Annotated in this window: 13 protein-coding genes and 2 pseudogenes; 8 read left to right on the forward strand and 7 right to left on the reverse strand. The window is 41.5% G+C overall.

Going from position 1 to position 17,135, the window contains the following annotated elements; genetic code table 11:
• Window positions 1-31: 31 nt before the first annotated feature.
• Window positions 32-434: pseudogene (locus V7K25_RS25140) on the reverse strand (IS1634 family transposase); the annotation flags it as partial.
• Window positions 435-973: 539 nt separating this feature from the next.
• On the opposite strand from V7K25_RS25140, the gene V7K25_RS25145 reads away from it, so the two are divergent.
• Window positions 974-2,545 (forward strand): GAF domain-containing sensor histidine kinase, encoded by a 1,572-nt coding sequence (locus V7K25_RS25145; RefSeq protein ID WP_335161664.1) that lies wholly within the window; start codon window positions 974-976, stop codon window positions 2,543-2,545.
• A gap of 179 nt (window positions 2,546-2,724) precedes the next feature.
• Here the strand turns inward: V7K25_RS25145 and V7K25_RS25150 are convergent.
• A pseudogene (locus V7K25_RS25150) lies at window positions 2,725-2,926 on the reverse strand (hypothetical protein); the annotation flags it as partial.
• A 103-nt stretch (window positions 2,927-3,029) separates the two neighbouring features.
• Between V7K25_RS25150 and V7K25_RS25155 the strand changes: the two are divergent.
• Window positions 3,030-4,919, forward strand: coding sequence for a glycoside hydrolase family 15 protein (locus tag V7K25_RS25155; RefSeq protein ID WP_335161666.1), 1,890 nt, complete (start codon window positions 3,030-3,032; stop codon window positions 4,917-4,919).
• 137 nt (window positions 4,920-5,056) lie between these two features.
• On the opposite strand, the gene V7K25_RS25160 is transcribed toward V7K25_RS25155, so the two are convergent.
• The gene (locus V7K25_RS25160; protein ID WP_335161668.1) at window positions 5,057-5,308 is read right to left on the reverse strand and encodes a hypothetical protein; all 252 of its coding nucleotides are present in this window, start codon (window positions 5,306-5,308) and stop codon (window positions 5,057-5,059) included.
• A 376-nt stretch (window positions 5,309-5,684) separates the two neighbouring features.
• On the opposite strand from V7K25_RS25160, the gene V7K25_RS25165 reads away from it, so the two are divergent.
• The 5 genes from V7K25_RS25165 (at window position 5,685) to V7K25_RS25185 (ending at window position 9,988) form a co-directional block, all read left to right on the forward strand.
• Complete coding sequence (locus V7K25_RS25165; RefSeq protein WP_335161670.1) at window positions 5,685-6,290, forward strand: sigma-70 family RNA polymerase sigma factor; 606 nt, start codon at window positions 5,685-5,687, stop codon at window positions 6,288-6,290.
• Window positions 6,287-6,634, forward strand: coding sequence for a hypothetical protein (locus V7K25_RS25170; RefSeq protein WP_335161672.1), 348 nt, complete (start codon window positions 6,287-6,289; stop codon window positions 6,632-6,634). Before V7K25_RS25165 ends, V7K25_RS25170 begins: the two co-directional genes overlap by 4 nt.
• A 10-nt stretch (window positions 6,635-6,644) precedes the next feature.
• A complete protein-coding gene (locus tag V7K25_RS25175) occupies window positions 6,645-7,100 on the forward strand; it encodes a Spy/CpxP family protein refolding chaperone (protein WP_335161674.1) in 456 nt (151 codons plus the stop codon).
• Between the two features lie 19 nt (window positions 7,101-7,119).
• Window positions 7,120-8,637 (forward strand): DUF1800 domain-containing protein, encoded by a 1,518-nt coding sequence (locus tag V7K25_RS25180; RefSeq protein WP_335161676.1) that lies wholly within the window; start codon window positions 7,120-7,122, stop codon window positions 8,635-8,637.
• Window positions 8,638-8,764: 127 nt separating this feature from the next.
• Window positions 8,765-9,988, forward strand: a complete 1,224-nt coding sequence (locus V7K25_RS25185; protein ID WP_335161677.1) for a DUF1501 domain-containing protein — start codon at window positions 8,765-8,767, stop codon at window positions 9,986-9,988.
• A gap of 792 nt (window positions 9,989-10,780) precedes the next feature.
• On the opposite strand, the gene V7K25_RS25190 is transcribed toward V7K25_RS25185, so the two are convergent.
• From V7K25_RS25190 to V7K25_RS25205, 4 genes are all read right to left on the reverse strand, one after another.
• Complete coding sequence (locus V7K25_RS25190; RefSeq protein WP_335161679.1) at window positions 10,781-11,854, reverse strand: AI-2E family transporter; 1,074 nt, start codon at window positions 11,852-11,854, stop codon at window positions 10,781-10,783.
• A 275-nt stretch (window positions 11,855-12,129) separates the two neighbouring features.
• On the reverse strand, window positions 12,130-12,966 hold the full coding sequence (locus V7K25_RS25195; protein ID WP_335161681.1) for an LssY C-terminal domain-containing protein: 837 nt from the start codon (window positions 12,964-12,966) through the stop codon (window positions 12,130-12,132).
• 411 nt (window positions 12,967-13,377) lie between these two features.
• Window positions 13,378-13,944 (reverse strand): DoxX family protein, encoded by a 567-nt coding sequence (locus V7K25_RS25200; RefSeq protein ID WP_335161683.1) that lies wholly within the window; start codon window positions 13,942-13,944, stop codon window positions 13,378-13,380.
• On the reverse strand, window positions 13,941-14,846 hold the full coding sequence (locus V7K25_RS25205) for an SMP-30/gluconolactonase/LRE family protein (RefSeq protein ID WP_335161685.1): 906 nt from the start codon (window positions 14,844-14,846) through the stop codon (window positions 13,941-13,943). Before V7K25_RS25205 ends, V7K25_RS25200 begins: the two co-directional genes overlap by 4 nt.
• A gap of 691 nt (window positions 14,847-15,537) precedes the next feature.
• Here V7K25_RS25205 and V7K25_RS25210 point away from each other — a divergent pair.
• Window positions 15,538-17,112, forward strand: coding sequence for a GMC family oxidoreductase (locus tag V7K25_RS25210; RefSeq protein WP_335161687.1), 1,575 nt, complete (start codon window positions 15,538-15,540; stop codon window positions 17,110-17,112).
• Window positions 17,113-17,135 lie beyond the last annotated feature (23 nt).

Genomic DNA, 17,135 nt, shown 5'->3' on the forward strand with positions numbered 1-17,135 from the left:
CGATCGCTGATTTTGACCTTGCGAGGGGGAATTATGTCTTACACAGCTTAAGTTCGAGATCATAAAGGAATTCAGGCATTTTCATTGCGGAAAGAATCTGTTTTTGAAGCTGGTTGATGGGGGTAATAAAGACGGTAGAATCAGGGAGGAAATAAATAGTTAGGTTACAAAAAGCCTTAAGCATAAGTTCTGTCGAAGGGCGGTCAGTTTTTCGCTTGGGATTACCATCGTAAAGACCTTGCAAAGAATCTTGAGCTTTCTGGAGTGCGAGTTTAACAACAAACTCCATGAGGGTAAAAACTCGCAAAGCGATGTTTAACAAAAACATTAAGCCAGTGATTCGGTTTTGATTTTGGAAATAAATCGGTAAGGCAGGCAATGAACCCCTCTTGAAACGATGGAAACCGCGTCCCTTGAATCCACTCATCCCTAGCTGGGTGCGGTGAAAGCCGCACGCCCAGATTTAACAGAGAGGTGCCCCGGATAATACCGGGCATCGACTCTACCTGCGATCGCCGACCAACAGTAAGACAGCAAAATTATATTACTGTTTTAATTGGCACTAAGCCCGGATTTCTCATAAACTCTGAAAAAAAGGAGATAAAAACTGCTAAAATGCGTACATGTGCAATTACCTTAACCTCTCACTGATGGTTTTTACCTCCTGTACTTTGCAAGCAAGCGCATTTAAAACTCTCAAACACTCTTCTTTATTAACTGAAATATTAATTTTATATGTGATATTAAACACTAATAAATTTAATATTGCAGACTTTCTTTGCTCTATTCCGTAGGAGCGTAGTATGAAGCTAAAGTACACTTGAGCAGGTAAATCTTAATTTTTAAACAAGTATTTTTACTGAAGATAACACGTTTATTAACCGTTAATATTTAGATATCTAATTTTGTTAGATATTGTCGTTAATTTTTATCAAAAAATTGATATTAGCATCAGTTAGATAATTTTTAGAAAATGGTATTACAACCCCAAAAATATCTAGATAAAGTGAGTTGTCAGCCTGTAGATTTACTACAAATAGAAACATTTAAAGCAGCTGAATCTCAGAGAATTATTGCTATCACCGTTGAAAAAATTCGTCAGTCTCTTGACTTAGAATATATTTTTCAGACAACCACTCAAGAAATTAGACAATTATTTAACTCTGACCGCGTTGTTTTATATCGTTTCAATCCAGATTGGAGTGGAACATTGGTGTCTGAATCCTTAGCACAAGGGTGGCTACCTCTGATTCAGCAACAGATGCATCAACCAGAATTAGTAGAAAATGTCAGTGATTGTAGCCTGAAAAATTTATCTATTCCTCCAATTGTAGATACTTACTTGCAAGATACCCAGGGAGGACGCTTTTCTCAAAATGAAACGTATCGTGTTTGCCACGATGTTTACAGTGCTGGCTTTAGTAAATGCTACCTCCAAATTCTAGAGCAATGTCAGGCAAGAGCTTATGTAATTACTGCTATTTATCAAAGTCAACAGCTTTGGGGACTGCTTGCAGTTTACCAAAACGATGAGCCTCGAAAATGGCAAACAGATGAAGTATATATACTTAGCCAAATTGCTTCTCAGCTAGGTGTAGCATTACAGCAAGCAGAATTACTCAAACAAACTCGAAATCAGAAAGAAGAACTTGCCGCAACTCTTAAAGAGTTACAGCAGGCTCAAGCTCAGTTAATTCAAAATGAGAAAATGGTCAGCTTAGGGCATTTAGTAGCTGGAGTTGCCCATGAAATTAACAACCCAGTTAGCTTTATTTACGGTAATCTCAAACTGGCTGATGAATACACCCAAAATTTATTTTCATTATTAGACCTATACCAAAAACATTATCCTCAATCAGTCAAAGCAGTTGAGGAATTTGCAGATTTAATTGAACTAGATTTCTTAAGGTCAGATTTACCCAAATTATTCAAATCGATGATCGTAGGAGCAGAACGAATTCGAGATATTGTGCTTTCCCTGCGGACTTTCTCACGCTTAGACGAAGCTGAAATTAAAGCAGTTGATATTCATGAGGGAATTGATAGTACGATAATGCTCATCCAAAGCCGCCTTAAGCCTACTGACCAGCACCTACAAATTGAGGTGATCAAAGAATACGGTAACCTCCCCTTGGTTGAATGTTATGCTGGGCAATTGAACCAAGTATTTCTGAATATTTTAGTGAATGCAATCGATGCTTTACAGGATTCAGCTCTTAAAGGTCGATGGACAACAAAAAAATACAATAAGATAGATAATCCCCGAATTTATATTCGCACCCAATTCCTCGCACCAGATCAAGTCACAATTCGTATTGCCGATAATGGGCTGGGAATACCAGAAGATGCTTTAAAGCAAGTATTTAATCCCTTTTTTACGACCAAGCCTGTTGGACAAGGCACAGGGATGGGACTGGCTATTAGTTACCAAATTATCACACAAAGACATGGCGGTTCTTTAGAATGTATTTCGCAACAAGGAGTTGGTGCTGAGTTTATTATTCGTATTCCCCTCATTCAACAACGTCAAATTCTTAATATTTGAGATCATCTCCTTGAATTGCTTAGGCATCACGTAAAAATGAGTTGTATAAATTTAATTTTAAATTAGGTATTAGCCTTAATTCTCAATCAAAAATGTTTAACTTGTTTTTGCGTGGCTCCTTACAATAGCTACAATCTTAACCAAGACTACTTGTGCAATAAAAAACTGCGCGCACAATCTAGCGATCGCAAATCAGCCCGTAAATTATTGATAGACCAATTGCGCTGTGCTTCAATTTGGCTGGCAAGAAGCATCCAATGCCCAATTCTTCTGTGCATCACGTCTGCCTGTCTCTCTATCAATGCGAATGAGAAAGGCAGTTATTTCATTTTTTTAAAGAATCTTCTCCTTGATGCGACGGGCATTGGTTTCGGCGTAACCTTAACCCAATGATAATTTCTGTAAAAAATTACCAATTCCAAATAAGATATTCATAAAAGGTTACCAGCATCTAAAAACGGTAATGAGTATTAATAATCATCCAATGCCTCCGACCCTATCCTTTCCCCCGATAGAAGATTATGGGATGATTGGCAATTGCCATACAGCAGCTCTTGTCAGTAGTTGTGGTTCGATTGACTGGCTTTGCTTACCTCGGTTTGATTCTCCGTCTTTGTTTGCTCGGATTTTGGATCTAGAACGTGGCGGAAGCTGGAGTATTCAGCCAGTCACTGCTTGGTCAAGTAGTCATCAGTACTTAAATGAAACCAATGTACTAGAAACTATTTTTACGTGTGAGTCAGGACGAATTTCGCTGCTGGATTTTATGGATATTACCAACCAGGGGCAGCAACAAAACCAAATGGCACCTGGTAGGCTTCACCGAATTGTCGAGGTTAGTGAAGGGACAGTTGAAATTATTAGTACTTGCTCTCCTCGCCCTGACTATGGGCGGACAATTCCCAAGTTACTCAACTCTGGTAACGAAGTCAGGTTTGGTTCATTCACCGTGACTGGTCCGGCTCAATGGCATTTGGACACAACAAGCAATACATTTATATGTCACATTATCCTCCACGCCGGAGAGCGAGTTGCATTCACGCTTTCTCTTCAAGAGGATGCACAATTGCCAAACCTAGCACCGCTCGATGCCCTGGAATCAACAATCACTTTTTGGCGGCGTTGGGTGAATAAGTGTACTTATCAAGGAGCATACCGAGACGCAGTTGTCCGCAGTGCGCTCACCTTACAGTTGATGACTTATGCCCCTTCAGGGGCAATTGTGGCTGCACCAACAACCTCCTTGCCTGAAGAAATTGGTGGAGAGCGGAACTGGGATTATCGCTTCACCTGGATTCGCGACTCATCATTTACTCTTTATGCATTGCTATTAGCAGGTTATCTCGATGATGAGTATCAATACTTCAATTGGATTGCCCAGGCTGTGAAGATAGAAGGAACTGGAATCAAAATCCTTTACCCGATTACATCAAGTGGACAGATTGTTGAGCAAACCTTAGATCACTTGCGAGGATACCGGGGATCGCAGCCAGTTCGGATCGGCAATGGTGCGGCAGGGCAAGTTCAGCTTGATGTCTATGGTGAGGCGCTTAGTGCCTTACATTTCGCTTGGAAGGTTGGAAAGTACGATCCAACTGCAATTTGGGAACACATTTGCCCACTGGTAGATTGGGCTGCTGCTCACTGGCGCGAACCGGACAGCGGTATCTGGGAAGTACGTGGGGGTTTGCGGCATTTTGTTTACGGTAAAGTTATGCTATGGGTGGCGTTAGATTGTGGCATCGAAATGGCTGAGGCCCTTGAATTAGCTGGTGATACTAGCCGTTGGCGACAGGAGCGCGAACTAATCCACAATGAAGTATTTGAAAAAGGATGGAGCGAAAAACTTGGTGCGTTCAAGCAATCCTACGAGGACGAAACTCTTGATGCCTCAAATTTACTCATGTCTAGTGTTGGGTTCATTGATGGAACTGACCCGCGCATGGTGTCAACGATTGATGCTACTATTGAGCATTTAGTTGAGAATGGACTGTGTTATCGTTACCGAGATGCGCCAGAAGGTGTTAGGGGTAAGGAGGCATCCTTTGTCCTTTGCACCTTCTGGCTGATTAACGCGCTCATTTTGGCTCAGAGGACAACAGAAGCTCGTATTTGGTTTGAGCAAATGCTGGCGCGAAGTAGTCCGCTGGGACTATTTGCAGAAGAAATTGATTTAGAGACAGGAGCGCATCTTGGCAACTTTCCCCAAGCTTTTTCGCACATTGGCGTGATTAACGTTGCTGTTTCATTAGCACACGCAGGTAATACTGGAACAGTTGAACGTAGGCATATTGATGCAGCAAATGCTGCATCAAGAGGTGGCGGTGGTATTCAAAAACTCAAAAAGTCGGAGCGGCGTCAGCCGCCGCTCTGAACTTTTCAAGACAGACATCGCTTTGAGTTCTGCAAACTAAACCAAGTGAGAAATACTGATTATGAGCATTGATTCTTAATCTAAGTCATAGTCAAGAGTAATTTAGATGCGTTTGCCCTGAAACTTAAAGTTATTTATTAGCGATAGTCATACTCATGTCTTAAGCGCCATTCACGTCTTTCATATTGTCTATGTTGCCATTCACGACGCTCACGTTGTTCGCGCTCTCTACGTAAGAATGCCAGCCTCGCTTGTTCTCGTTCGCGCCACTCATGTCGGTGATTGTTTCCCAAAATTACTTCTACTTGAGCAGATGCACGCTCTGCTAAAACACTCGAAGTTAGCAAAACGCCTAAAACACCTGATAAGAGAATTGTTTTCATGTTCATAAAGACATACCTTTGATTGGATCACAAATCTATAGTTTTAGTCTTCTTTCCTTCACAAAAGGTTCAATTAGGGGAGACCTCTTTCAGTCCTATAGCAGTCGTGTTCTTAATTGAAAACCGTAGTTACCTCGCCTATCACTCTTTTATTACTCTCATTAGAGAATATTTAAAACCTGATTTGTCCGTGCTTGGTTCCAAACAAAGATTTTTTTGGCAATGCTCATCAACAGAGGCTTAAAAAAAATTCCAGGTCAACATCTTATTTTTCTCTCTTCAGAGATATAAAAGAGTCCTATGCCTAAACTTCTAACCCATTTGAACCTTTTTCCCATTCATCCGGTCTAATAAATACAAGCAACGAAACGGATAGAGGAGAATGCCTCAGGTATTAGTTGTGTCAGCCAAGGTTAATAAAGCAAATCAATTCATTAACGAATCAAAAAGCGAATCTGACAGTTATTTAGTACAGCAGTGCCTGCGGGGTGATACCCAAAGTTATGGTCAGCTTTACCGACGCCATCAGCAAAGAGTCAGGTCAATCCTGTACAAACTATGTACTCCAGCCTCTCTTGATGATGTAGTGCAGGAAGTGTTTGTGCAAGCCTGGAAAGGATTGCCCAAGTTTCGCCAAACAGCAAAATTCTCCACCTGGCTGTACCGAATCGCTTGGAACGTTGCTTATGACCAGCGACAGGCAGATGTTCAAAGGCGAACTCAATTACAGATTCTGAGTGAAAAAACTCCTACCCAACAGTCAGCCCCAGAGTTAATGAATATGCATTATCAAGACCTTGTACAACGGGGACTAGCAAACCTAAGTTTTGACCATCGTACGATTTTGGTTTTGCATGATTTGGAAGAAGTACCTCAAAAAGAGGTAGCAAAAATCCTGGACATTCCTCTAGGAACGGTCAAGTCACGCCTATTCCATGCTCGTGTTGCTATGCGTCAATTTCTCCAAAGCCAAGGAATACAGCTATGACTAAGTTCCCCAAAGATGATCCTGACCTAATTAATTTTTTATCTCAACATTGTCCAGAAGTTCCGCCAGCCTCGCCGGATTTAGAACAACAAATTTTACAACAGGTGAAGGCTCGTCCTCAAGCACCTTTACGCCACTATCCAAAGCTGAGATTAGTTCTGCCTGCTCTTGCTGCTGGATTAGTAGCTGTTATAGTTGGCTACCGCGCCTTGATACCTCCTCAACCAAGTGCAGCTGAACTTGCCGAATTGGAAACTTTTATTGAAAGCAATTGGCAAGCTACAGCCAGTAGCAAACATCTGGAAAGTGATATCTGGCATTTGACAGAATTAGATACTGAATAGGAGATTTTTGATGTTTTGTAGTCGTGTTTCCATTTTGGCGATCGCAATGATTACCGTTAGTAGCACTATTGCTCTAGCCAAGCCAACTTTACTTTCACGCCAAGTCATTGCCCAAACCCCCACAAGTGTACCTCAGACAAATGGTGCTAAATCTGGGGGATGGCTCAAGGATTTAAATTTGACATCCCAACAACTGCAACAGATTAAGCAAATTCATAATCAATCTAAACAGCAGATAGCCGAAAAATCACAGGTGATACGTCAAGAGCAACAAGAATTACATGACCTAATCGCAGGGACAGCTACTAAAGGGCAAGTGCTTAGTAAATATAACCAAATCAAGCTTGTAAAGCAGCAGCTTGCTGATGTCCAGTTTGAAAATACCCTTGCGATTCGGGAAATATTGAACCCAGAGCAACGGCTGAAATTTGCCGATCGGATGTACAAGAAAAATCATCCACATTAAGCACAGCACAATTAAGTCTATGACTGTAAAGCCTAAATATTGGGTGTTGTTGCTGTTTATCTTACTGGGGGGAATTGACCCCAGTTATGCAGCCTCCACACCTGTTGAGCCAAAAGTATTACATATAATTAATCGTCTGAGCTTTGGCCCTGCTCCGGGAGATGTGCAAAGAGTGGAATCTATGGGTGTAGAGCGATACATTCAAGAGCAACTCTCACCCGATTCCATTCCCGAACCGCAAAATCTCACCAGCCAACTAAACCAGTTAGATACTCTCCACTTGAATCCAGTGGAACTATCAAAACATGGCACAACTCATCTCCCAGGACAAAAACCCAGCCTTGAAGAAAGAAAAGCTGCCAATAAGTGGGCTAAACAGGTGCTAGATCAGGCAGTGCAAGCACGGTTATTACAGGCAACTAGCAGTCAGCGACAACTTCAGGAAGTGATGGTGGACTTTTGGTATAACCATTTTAACGTGGATGCTGGTAAAGGACGCGTTAGCCTCTGGGTGGGAGCTTATGAACAACAGGCGATTCGACCTTACGCTTTGGGTCGCTTTCGCGATCTGTTGGGGGCAACAGCTCATCATCCAGCCATGCAGTATTATCTAGACAACTTCCAAAATCGGGCTGACAGCCGCCCTGATGCTCAGGGGAATGTCCGAGGTTTGAATGAGAACTATGCCCGCGAGCTGATGGAGTTACACACTCTCGGCGTAGATGGAGGTTATACTCAGCAAGATGTAATTGTTCTGGCGCGGATTTTGAGTGGCTGGGGTTTCAGTCGTGCGAGTCAGCAGACAGATAATAATTTTGGGTTTTACTTCAACTCGAAGCGTCATGATTTTAGCGACAAAGTTTTCCTGGGACACACAATTAAAGGTAGTGGTGAAGCCGAAGGTGATGAAGCTCTAGATATTTTGGCTCAAAGTCCAGCAACTGCACGTCACATCAGCTATCAGATAGCTCAATATTTTGTCAGCGATCGCCCCCCCATTTCTCTGGTAAACAATCTCACACAACGTTATCTTGCCACCGATGGCAATATTCATGAGGTTCTCAACACCCTATTCCACAGCCGGGAATTCTGGGATACAAAAAACTTTAATGCCAAGTTTAAAACACCACTTCAATACGCGATCTCGGCGGTGCGGGCTACAGGTATGGAAGTGAATAACACAAGACCCATCTCCAACCTGCTGCAACAATTAGCAATGCCTCTATACCGTTGTCAAACTCCAGATGGTTACAAAAATACAGCAGATGTGTGGTTAAATCCCGACGCGATGAACCGCCGCCTCAGCTTTGCAACTGCGATCGCCAATGGAAATTTACCCTTATCAAGCATCCCAACAAATATGGAACAGGGCGACAGGACACTACAAAAATCCCCCAGTATTCCTGTAGATGCTTCGCAACTAACCAATACATTGGGCAATTCTTTTTCAGTGAAAACCCAAAAGGCGATCGCCTCTAGTTCCCCTCAAATTCGCAGTGTTTTAATTTTGGGCAGTCCAGAATTTATGCGGCGTTAGCTACAGACTTCCAAAAAAATACTCAACTGGCCGGCTTATAGCGAAATGCAGGTAAGATGCCCTCTTAGGACAGAGATAACTTGTATTTTACTAAATTGAAAACGATCGTAATTTAATACTTTTAAAGATGAAAAGACGTAATTTTCTCATCCAAAGTGGAATTTTTTCAGCTACCGCCATCACAGCCATAAGTAGCAATGCTATTGTAGCTAGATCCACGAACCCAAACAGCAACCAGAAGCGCTTAATTGTAATCTTTCTTCGGGGGGCGGTAGACGGTTTAAACGTTGTAGTCCCTTACTCAGAAACAGCTTACTATCAAGCCCGACCGCAAATTGCGATTCCCCAACCAGGGAAGGAAGGGGGGGTAATAGATTTAGATGGGCGCTTTGGGTTGCATCCAGCATTAGCTCCTCTGATGCCCGAATGGCAGGAGAATAGTCTGGCATTTGTTCATGCTTGTGGTTCCCCCGATCCAACTCGTTCTCACTTTGATGCTCAACAGTATATGGAAAACGCTACTCCTGGTGACAAACACACTCAGGATGGTTGGATGAATCGTTTACTAGGAGTAATTTCTCAAAAAACACCCATCCAAGCAGTCAGTGTTGGAGAAACAACACCCGGGATTTTTTCTGGTCGGATGCCTGTAGCTAACATCGCATCAGGGAGAAATGCTAGCAGAGCTTTGCCAATAGATCGGACTCAATTATCAGCAGCATTTGACCAACTTTATGGCGGTAATGATGCCCTAAGTCAGACCTATCGCCAAGGACGGATGGCGCATGAAGCGATCGTGAAGGACTTGGATAGTGAAATGAATTTGGCGAATAATGGTGCGCCTTTACCTGATGGCTTCGCTGGCGATGCCCAACGATTGGCTCAACTAATGGTTTTAGACCCCAGAATTGAGTTAGGGTTTATGGCTTTGGGAGGTTGGGATACCCATGTCAATCAAGGTAACACCCAAGGACAATTAGCTCGGAACTTAAAAAAATTGGGTTCAGGTTTAGCAACTTTGGTCGAAGGTTTGGGGAGCGTTTACCAGAATACGACAATTGTCGTTATGTCCGAGTTTGGTCGTACAGTCAAGCAAAATGATAACGGTGGTACTGACCACGGTCATGGGAATGTTATGTGGGTCTTGGGTGGTAAAATTCGCGGTGGTAAAGTTTACGGTGAATGGCCTGGTCTATCTACAGACCAACTTTATCAAGGCAGGGACTTGGCAATTACCACTGATTTTCGGGATGTTATCTCTGCGGTGTTGTCAGATCATCTGCATCTCAATCAAGCAAAATTGAATCAAGTGTTGCCAAATTACACCTCTACGATTAAAGTAGCATTATAAAGAGTATTGCAACCATAATGGGTGCGGTTGCTTTCAATTGCATTTTTTCATCTTTTCTTATGCATTCAGAGAAGAAAAATAAAAAGTTACATTTATACTCAGAAGCCATAGGTGGCAAGCGCTTGAGGGAGGTTTGTCTAGTTTGGTGAAGGTTGATCCTTGTCAGCGATAGCTGTTTCTACGTCTAAGGATACAAGTTTATTTAATTTTGCAATGGGATTGATCTGGTTGCAAGTTTCCCCTTGGTGTTTTATTTTCTGATAATCAACCGGGGTCTAACGTTGCCCTTAGGTGTGTAGATGTCTTGGGTGAACGGGAGCAACGCGATTTTGTAAGGTCGGACAAAAAAGGTGCGATCGCTAAAAATTAGCTTCAGTACAATACAAATATTTATAACAACAAAAATAGTATTAACACTGCTAAAGTTTGATTTTTCTTCTCAGATATAAATATAATTTATTGTTTCTGCCAAAAAAAAGGTAGGATTCCCGAATAGTAAAGGTTTTGATATCTGACATCAAAACAGGGCGTGCCTACGCTGAATGAAAAATTATATATATTCTACTTTCGATTTAAGTAAATCATAGGACTTACGCATTGACAGAAAAGCCTAAATGACAGATAGACCTTTCAAGGCTTTTAGCTAGATTTTTCAATTATCTTTTTGCGATCGCAATTAACAAAGGATGCTTTGTAAAAGCCTGAAACAATCTATTTAGGTTAATACACAAGATGATTCATTTGTACAGTGCGTAAGTCCTAGCCTAGTAAAAAATAGACTTCTTGGGTTATTTAATCGTTCGATTGAACATCTATTCCAGTTTCAACTCCAACTGATATCAGCTTATCTGACGGCGTAAACTCATCAATAAGCGTAATTATCACTGCTGCCGCAGGCACTGCAAGCAGCACACCAATAAATCCAAATAGCTTACCCATTACCAAAAATGTCACAATCACCATCACTGGATGAATATTAACTTGCTGACCCATTACCAAAGGCTGAACAACATGGGCATCTATTTGATTCATTACAAAGAAAAGTATCAACACAAATACTAGTTTTAGCGGTGAAATACTCAATGCTACTAATGCTGGTAAAAAAGCACCAATGATCGAACCAAAGTAAGGAATTATTTCAAATAATCCTGCAATAATCCCAAATGGTAGAGCTGACGGAATCCCCAAAATCAAAAGTCCAAATGTTGCTCCAACACCCAGAAATATCATCGCTATTCCTGTCCCGAAAATCCAGCCTCGTAATCTTGTCTCACAAGCCTTAAGGATTCGTTTAGACCGTTGATGATGTCGCCTTGGAACTAATCTTAAAATCCCTTTCACTAAGGAATTAGGATCGTAAGCCATGTAAAGCGCTAAAATTAACGTTGCTACCAACTCTACAGTTAAACTCAAAGCTTCACCTAAGAAAACTGGTACTCCCCCTAGTAACTGGTCGGTCAAATTTCGTAATTGTATTAGTGCTTGGGAAATGTCAGGAATAAAAGTAAATTTCTGACGCAGTTGCTCAACATCTCCTGTCAATCTATTGAGATAAGTTGGTAATGTTCTGATTAATTTTTGAGATTCAAATGTCACACTAGGTAGGACTACAGTGGCTAGTACTACAACAAATCCGATGATTAATCCAATTAGTAGCAAAACAGCAATATCCTGTGATTTGACTAACTTTTGCAAAAACCTTAATAGGGTTCGCAAAATTAAAGCAATCAATGCTGCAACAACTAAAAGTTCTAATACTGGTAGAAGTTGGTATAAAATGTAGATTACCACCGCTACCATTACTGCCAATGGCGCACCACGAGTCAATTGCGACCATCCATTCTCTGTATCTCTGGGATTCGCCATTACTATCACTTATCTTCTGTTTTAATTTTACAAATTTAGTGCCTGGGATGGCGCAGAATTTTTATTTTTAAGAGTAACTGTAAGCCTGATTAACACAAGTCTCGTTTTTCTCTTTTGTTTGTGCCCATATAGTCAAGTCAATTTTAATTTGTTCAGATATTTCACTTCATAGCTAAAATTTTATTTTATTTACCCTCACATAAATTATCTTTCTTGAGAAATAAGTTTACCATTTTTTGCGTCTGCATCAAATTATCCTGTTTTCTTGAGTTGAGCTATTTCAAATAGTGTCGCAGCCATGACCACAGGTGATTTTTGAATTGAACAGGCTCTGGTGATGGTAAATAAGTTGATGGTTTTGTTTGAGCAATATTATTCATTGAAAGTACACAAATAGTTAGTTCACCATCTGTATAATATCTGTCACCTCCTCCGTTACGACCAACCCATGTGGCCCCTACACCTGTGACTTGATATAATTGGGCAATCTGGTGTGTCTTTTCAATACTTTTAATTACGTTATCTCTTTCTTGATCAATGTCTGCATTAATATGGTGAGTAATCTGTCCTGTGCGGTGGCTAAGTTCCACACTTTGGTCAAATGTTGCTGAACCTAGCCATAGGGGTCTACTATCAGCATTCAGGTTGTTTGATTGCCACAAGCGAACGTGATGTCTAGTTTTGGCATTATTTCCTATAGGTAGTTCAAAAGCTAAATCCTGTTTGCGTCCCCACAGATATAAATTACTTACAGGTGCAGTTGGGTAAGAATCCTTGAGGAGAACACTTTTAGCAATTCCAACACTTGAGCGTAAGGTGATCGGGTCTGCCGGATACCAGCCTGCTGCCAGTAGCGCCTGTACCACTTCTGCTGTTGTACCGACAAATCCAATATTCAAAGGATCTCCAGAAATCCCTTCTGCCGTTTGCGTCGTTTTCGGAGAATGTTCCAGCTTGGGGCTATGTTCGTAGTGACGCCACAGTGCTGGTAAAACGACATAACTCACCAGGCCATATAAGCCGAGTAAACCAACTGAGGTTCCAAAAATATACCAAAACCAATGTCGATGTTTTAGGCGTGCGTCACTATTTGAGTTAGAGGCTTGTTGCATTTGAATCCGGCGACCAAGCTATATTGACTTTTTTAATTAATCATCGCACTCTTGTCAACAATTGAGAAATCCAAACAGCGCTAAACGTTTCTTAGGCAACAATATTCAGTGCGTCCCCTTCGACTTTACCAATATATCAACCAATTTCATTTTATAAAAGCGTAATCTATTTCCTCTGACAGGGCGGCCACATCATGTCAATAAGTAAATTTTATTCTCAATAAAATTAAAAATAATGTCATTAACTATTGCTTATTGCAAAAATTTTAGGCGTAAGCAAAGCCCGCCGCAGGCATCGCTTTGGGGCTTAAAAAATAATCAAGCGCGAAATCCTGATTTTTTCGTTGGTTTTTAACCTTGGTTGCGATCAAGAGTAATTTAGATGCGTTTGCCCTGCTATATATTTAACCTTTACCGTCCAAAAATCGTAGCATCGAGCGAATAAGCACCAGGGCCTAAAACCGCGATCGCAATTAGCATAACGCAATACATAAAAGCCTTTTCCCAACTTGGGGGTTCACCTTGTCCTAAAGCACCCTGATACTGTTCTTGAGGAATTAAGTATGGATCTTGGGCTACAAAAGGCTTACTTCCAGAAATGTGCAAATATATCGCAAAAATCATTGAGCAGAGAATGGGCAAAGTTGCTAAGAGTGTGAGGAATCCAATAATCAGAAAAATTCCGCCGCCTAACATAGATGCAGCTGATAAAAAGCAAAGAAAGACAGGCGTTTTTAAAGACTCAGCCCACCGTCGAAGATGCGTTATCTTGGGATAGCCATGTAATATAAACAACCAGCCAAGGCTAAATCTGAGAAGTAAAAGTGCCAATCCTGGAAATCCGTCAGGATACACAGGAGAAAGTGAACTTAACAAGTGTGGACTTAGCTGTGGGAAATTAAATGCAGCTAGGAAAAAAGCGAGTTCCTTCGGAATAGCCCCGCTTAACGCTACACCCAACCCAAATTGATAAATCATAGTTGTACACCACGGGTATTAAGGTCGATAACATATAACGAATGACCGGCTGTGATAAATAAACGATCGCTTTCCTTACCACCGAAAGTCAGGTTAGCGGATGTCTCCGGTACAAAAATTTTTCCTAAGCGAGTTCCGTCGGGGGCGTATATCTGCACACTATCTTGAGAACTAGTAAAAATATTGCCATGTTCGTCAACCCGCAGTCCATCTGGTTGTCCTGGCTCAATGACTGCAAATACACGCCCATTCTTTACATAGCGGTCGCCCACAACCTCATAGACACGAATATGATGAGGCCCCCCAGGAATATTAAACGCAGCTGTATCTGAAACATACAAAAGGCTTTCGTCTGGACTGAAAGCCAACCCATTCGGGCGCACCATGTCTGTTACTACAGGATAAATCTCACCTGTTGCCGGGTCAAAGCAATAGACGTAACTTCCGGGTTGTTCCTGTTCGCCGCCATAACCTTGGTTTGGTTCGGTAATCCCATAAGGCGGATCGGTGAACCAAATTGTACCGTCGCTTTTGACTACCAAATCATTTGGACTGTTCAGGCATTTGCCTTGGTAGCGATCGACTAAAACCTTCCATTCACCATTGTCTTCGCGTCGGATGATAGCACGCAAACCAGATGAACACGCAACTAGACGACCCTCTAAGTCGCGGTAATTACCACTTTGGTAATCAGATGGATCTCGTAGGACACTCACATTGTCAGTGGGACTCCACTGCAACAGGCGATTGCCGTGAGCATCGCTCCACACAACATTATCATCTTCATGGAAGTAAACAGGCCCCTCGCTATGGACTGCACCGTTGGCAAGCTTTTGAAGTGAGGCTCCTGGGCGTACAATAGCACGCAGGCGATCGTCATAAATTTCAATAGCTTCAGGCATAGAAATCTCGTGTTATTTAACTTGGCTACTGACGGTAAATAGCAGGTTTAAATTAATACTAAAATACTGTAGATGTATATCTAATCTCGTGCAACAACCTGAGTACGCCACGGCGGAAATAGAGCAACCATTTAAAACCCCTAAAAAGCTGATTCCATAATACTTTTGACTTCCACCTTGCGGTACTGAGTGTAAAATTTCTAGCTATTTTCATCAGTTACTAAATACAATATTGAAGTTAATTATTATAAAGCTAATTCTTACTTTATTGATTTCCATTAACATTGAACCATAGATATAGATTGCACCAAAAGACTATTTCTATTCAAAACAAAAATATTCATTTTCAAAAATAAATATTTTTTAACACAATCAAATTAATAGCTTCATCAAAAATGCCAAACAATCCCCATTTATTACTTTTATCAATAGATTGCATGGCTAATTCACACAATAGAAATAAAAAATGAAATTAAAATGAAATACTAACCTGTCTTTAGGCATAAATAAATATTAATCCATTAGAGAGAAGCAATATTGTAATTAAAGCTTTAGTCTAAGCATAAGAATCTGTCTTTAGAGCTATTTAAATTTTGATAAAACTTATAAAATAACTTAGAATATCGCGAAATTACTTTATGGCATCAAAGAAATTAAACCGTAATTAATATGAAATTACTAATTATCAATTATGACTAGCATCACAGAACATTACGACATCATTATTATCGGTACAGGAGCCGGTGGAGGTACATTAGCCCACCGCCTTGCACCCACAGGTAAAAAAATTCTAGTACTGGAAAGAGGCGATTTTTTACCGAGAGAAAAAGCTAACTGGAATCCAGAGGAAGTCTATCAAAAACATCGTTATCATACTGATGAGGAATGGTATAACAAAGAAGATAAAGCGTTTAAGCCTCAGACAGGCTACTGGGTTGGCGGCAATACTAAACTCTACGGTGCAGCCTTAATTCGATTCCGGGAGCGAGATTTTGAAAGGGTAATTCATAAAGGAGGAATTTCTCCAGAATGGCCTTTGAAGTATCAAGACTTTGAGCCATACTACACGCAAGCAGAAAAGCTATATGATGTGCATGGACAGGAAGGAGAAGACCCCACCGAACCAGCTCGCAGCGAACCATATCCTTATCCGCCAGTCAGCCATGAGCCGGATATGCAGTCTCTTGCTGATGGTATCCGCGAACTGGGTTATTACCCATTTCACCTACCACTAGGATTAAAGCTTAATGAAAGCGATCGCACCAAGAGTCCCTGCATTCGCTGCGATACCTTTGACGGATACCCCTGTCTGGTACATGCAAAAGCCGATGCCGATGTTAACGCTATTCGTCCGGCTCGTGAAAAGTATACCAATGTTACTCTTTTAACTAATGCCAAAGTCTTGCGGCTGCATACCAGTGAGTCGGGGCGAGAAGTTACGAAGATAGAAACTGAAATTAGAGGAGAGCAACATTGGTTCACAAGCGATATTGTGGTTGTTGCCTGTGGTTCTGTCAACTCAGCTGCTTTACTGTTACGCTCTGCTAATGACAAACATCCCAACGGATTAGCAAATAGTTCCGATCAGGTGGGGCGGAATTTTATGAAACAACTGGAAACCGCTATAGTTTCCATACACCTAGAGGTGAATCACGCTAACTTTCAAAAAACGATCGCTGTCAACGATTTTTACTGGGGAGAGCCAGATTTTCCTTATCCGATGGGCATGGTGCAGAATACAGGTAATGTCCTAGCCGATATGATTCCCGGAGAAGCACCGCCACTGATGGCTCCATTTGTCAAACTGATTCCTCATTTTGAGCGCCATTTGCTGGCCGAGCGATCGGTTGGTTGGTGGTTGCAAACAGAGGATTTACCAGATCCAAATAATCGGATTCGGGTGGTGGGCGACAAGATTCATGTTGACTATACACTGAACAATACCGAAGCAAGCGATCGCTTAATTCACCGATGGACATCTGTACTCAAGTCAATCCCTCACTCTGCTAAAAGCGTCCTACCATTTAGCCTTTATCCCCGCACTCATCTACCAGAACAAGCAGTTGCTCATCAATGCGGTAGTTGTCGATTTGGCACAGATCCCAAAACCTCAGTCCTTGACATCAATTGCCGTACTCATGATGTCGATAATCTTTATGTGGTAGATAGTAGTTTCTTTCCGTCAAATTCCGGTGCTAACCCAACACTCACAATTATGGCGAATGCGTTGCGTGTTGGCGATCTACTTGCAGCACGCTTTGCGTAGCAAGGTTCGACCTTGGCATCCCG

The sequence above is a fragment of the Nostoc sp. genome, assembly GCF_036919495.1.
In the GTDB taxonomy this organism is placed as follows: Bacteria; Cyanobacteriota; Cyanobacteriia; order Cyanobacteriales; family Nostocaceae; genus Nostoc.

What these genes read in the sequence shown, in the direction of transcription:
- V7K25_RS25145 (WP_335161664.1), top strand. Translation starts at nt 974, where the DNA reads ATGGTATTACAACCCCAAAAATATCTAGATAAAGTGAGTTGTCAGCCT.
- V7K25_RS25155 (WP_335161666.1), top strand. Translation starts at nt 3,030, where the DNA reads ATGCCTCCGACCCTATCCTTTCCCCCGATAGAAGATTATGGGATGATT.
- V7K25_RS25160 (WP_335161668.1), bottom strand. Translation starts at nt 5,308, where the DNA reads ATGAACATGAAAACAATTCTCTTATCAGGTGTTTTAGGCGTTTTGCTA.
- V7K25_RS25165 (WP_335161670.1), top strand. Translation starts at nt 5,685, where the DNA reads ATGCCTCAGGTATTAGTTGTGTCAGCCAAGGTTAATAAAGCAAATCAA.
- V7K25_RS25170 (WP_335161672.1), top strand. Translation starts at nt 6,287, where the DNA reads ATGACTAAGTTCCCCAAAGATGATCCTGACCTAATTAATTTTTTATCT.
- V7K25_RS25175 (WP_335161674.1), top strand. Translation starts at nt 6,645, where the DNA reads ATGTTTTGTAGTCGTGTTTCCATTTTGGCGATCGCAATGATTACCGTT.
- V7K25_RS25180 (WP_335161676.1), top strand. Translation starts at nt 7,120, where the DNA reads ATGACTGTAAAGCCTAAATATTGGGTGTTGTTGCTGTTTATCTTACTG.
- V7K25_RS25185 (WP_335161677.1), top strand. Translation starts at nt 8,765, where the DNA reads ATGAAAAGACGTAATTTTCTCATCCAAAGTGGAATTTTTTCAGCTACC.
- V7K25_RS25190 (WP_335161679.1), bottom strand. Translation starts at nt 11,854, where the DNA reads ATGGCGAATCCCAGAGATACAGAGAATGGATGGTCGCAATTGACTCGT.
- V7K25_RS25195 (WP_335161681.1), bottom strand. Translation starts at nt 12,966, where the DNA reads ATGCAACAAGCCTCTAACTCAAATAGTGACGCACGCCTAAAACATCGA.
- V7K25_RS25200 (WP_335161683.1), bottom strand. Translation starts at nt 13,944, where the DNA reads ATGATTTATCAATTTGGGTTGGGTGTAGCGTTAAGCGGGGCTATTCCG.
- V7K25_RS25205 (WP_335161685.1), bottom strand. Translation starts at nt 14,846, where the DNA reads ATGCCTGAAGCTATTGAAATTTATGACGATCGCCTGCGTGCTATTGTA.
- V7K25_RS25210 (WP_335161687.1), top strand. Translation starts at nt 15,538, where the DNA reads ATGACTAGCATCACAGAACATTACGACATCATTATTATCGGTACAGGA.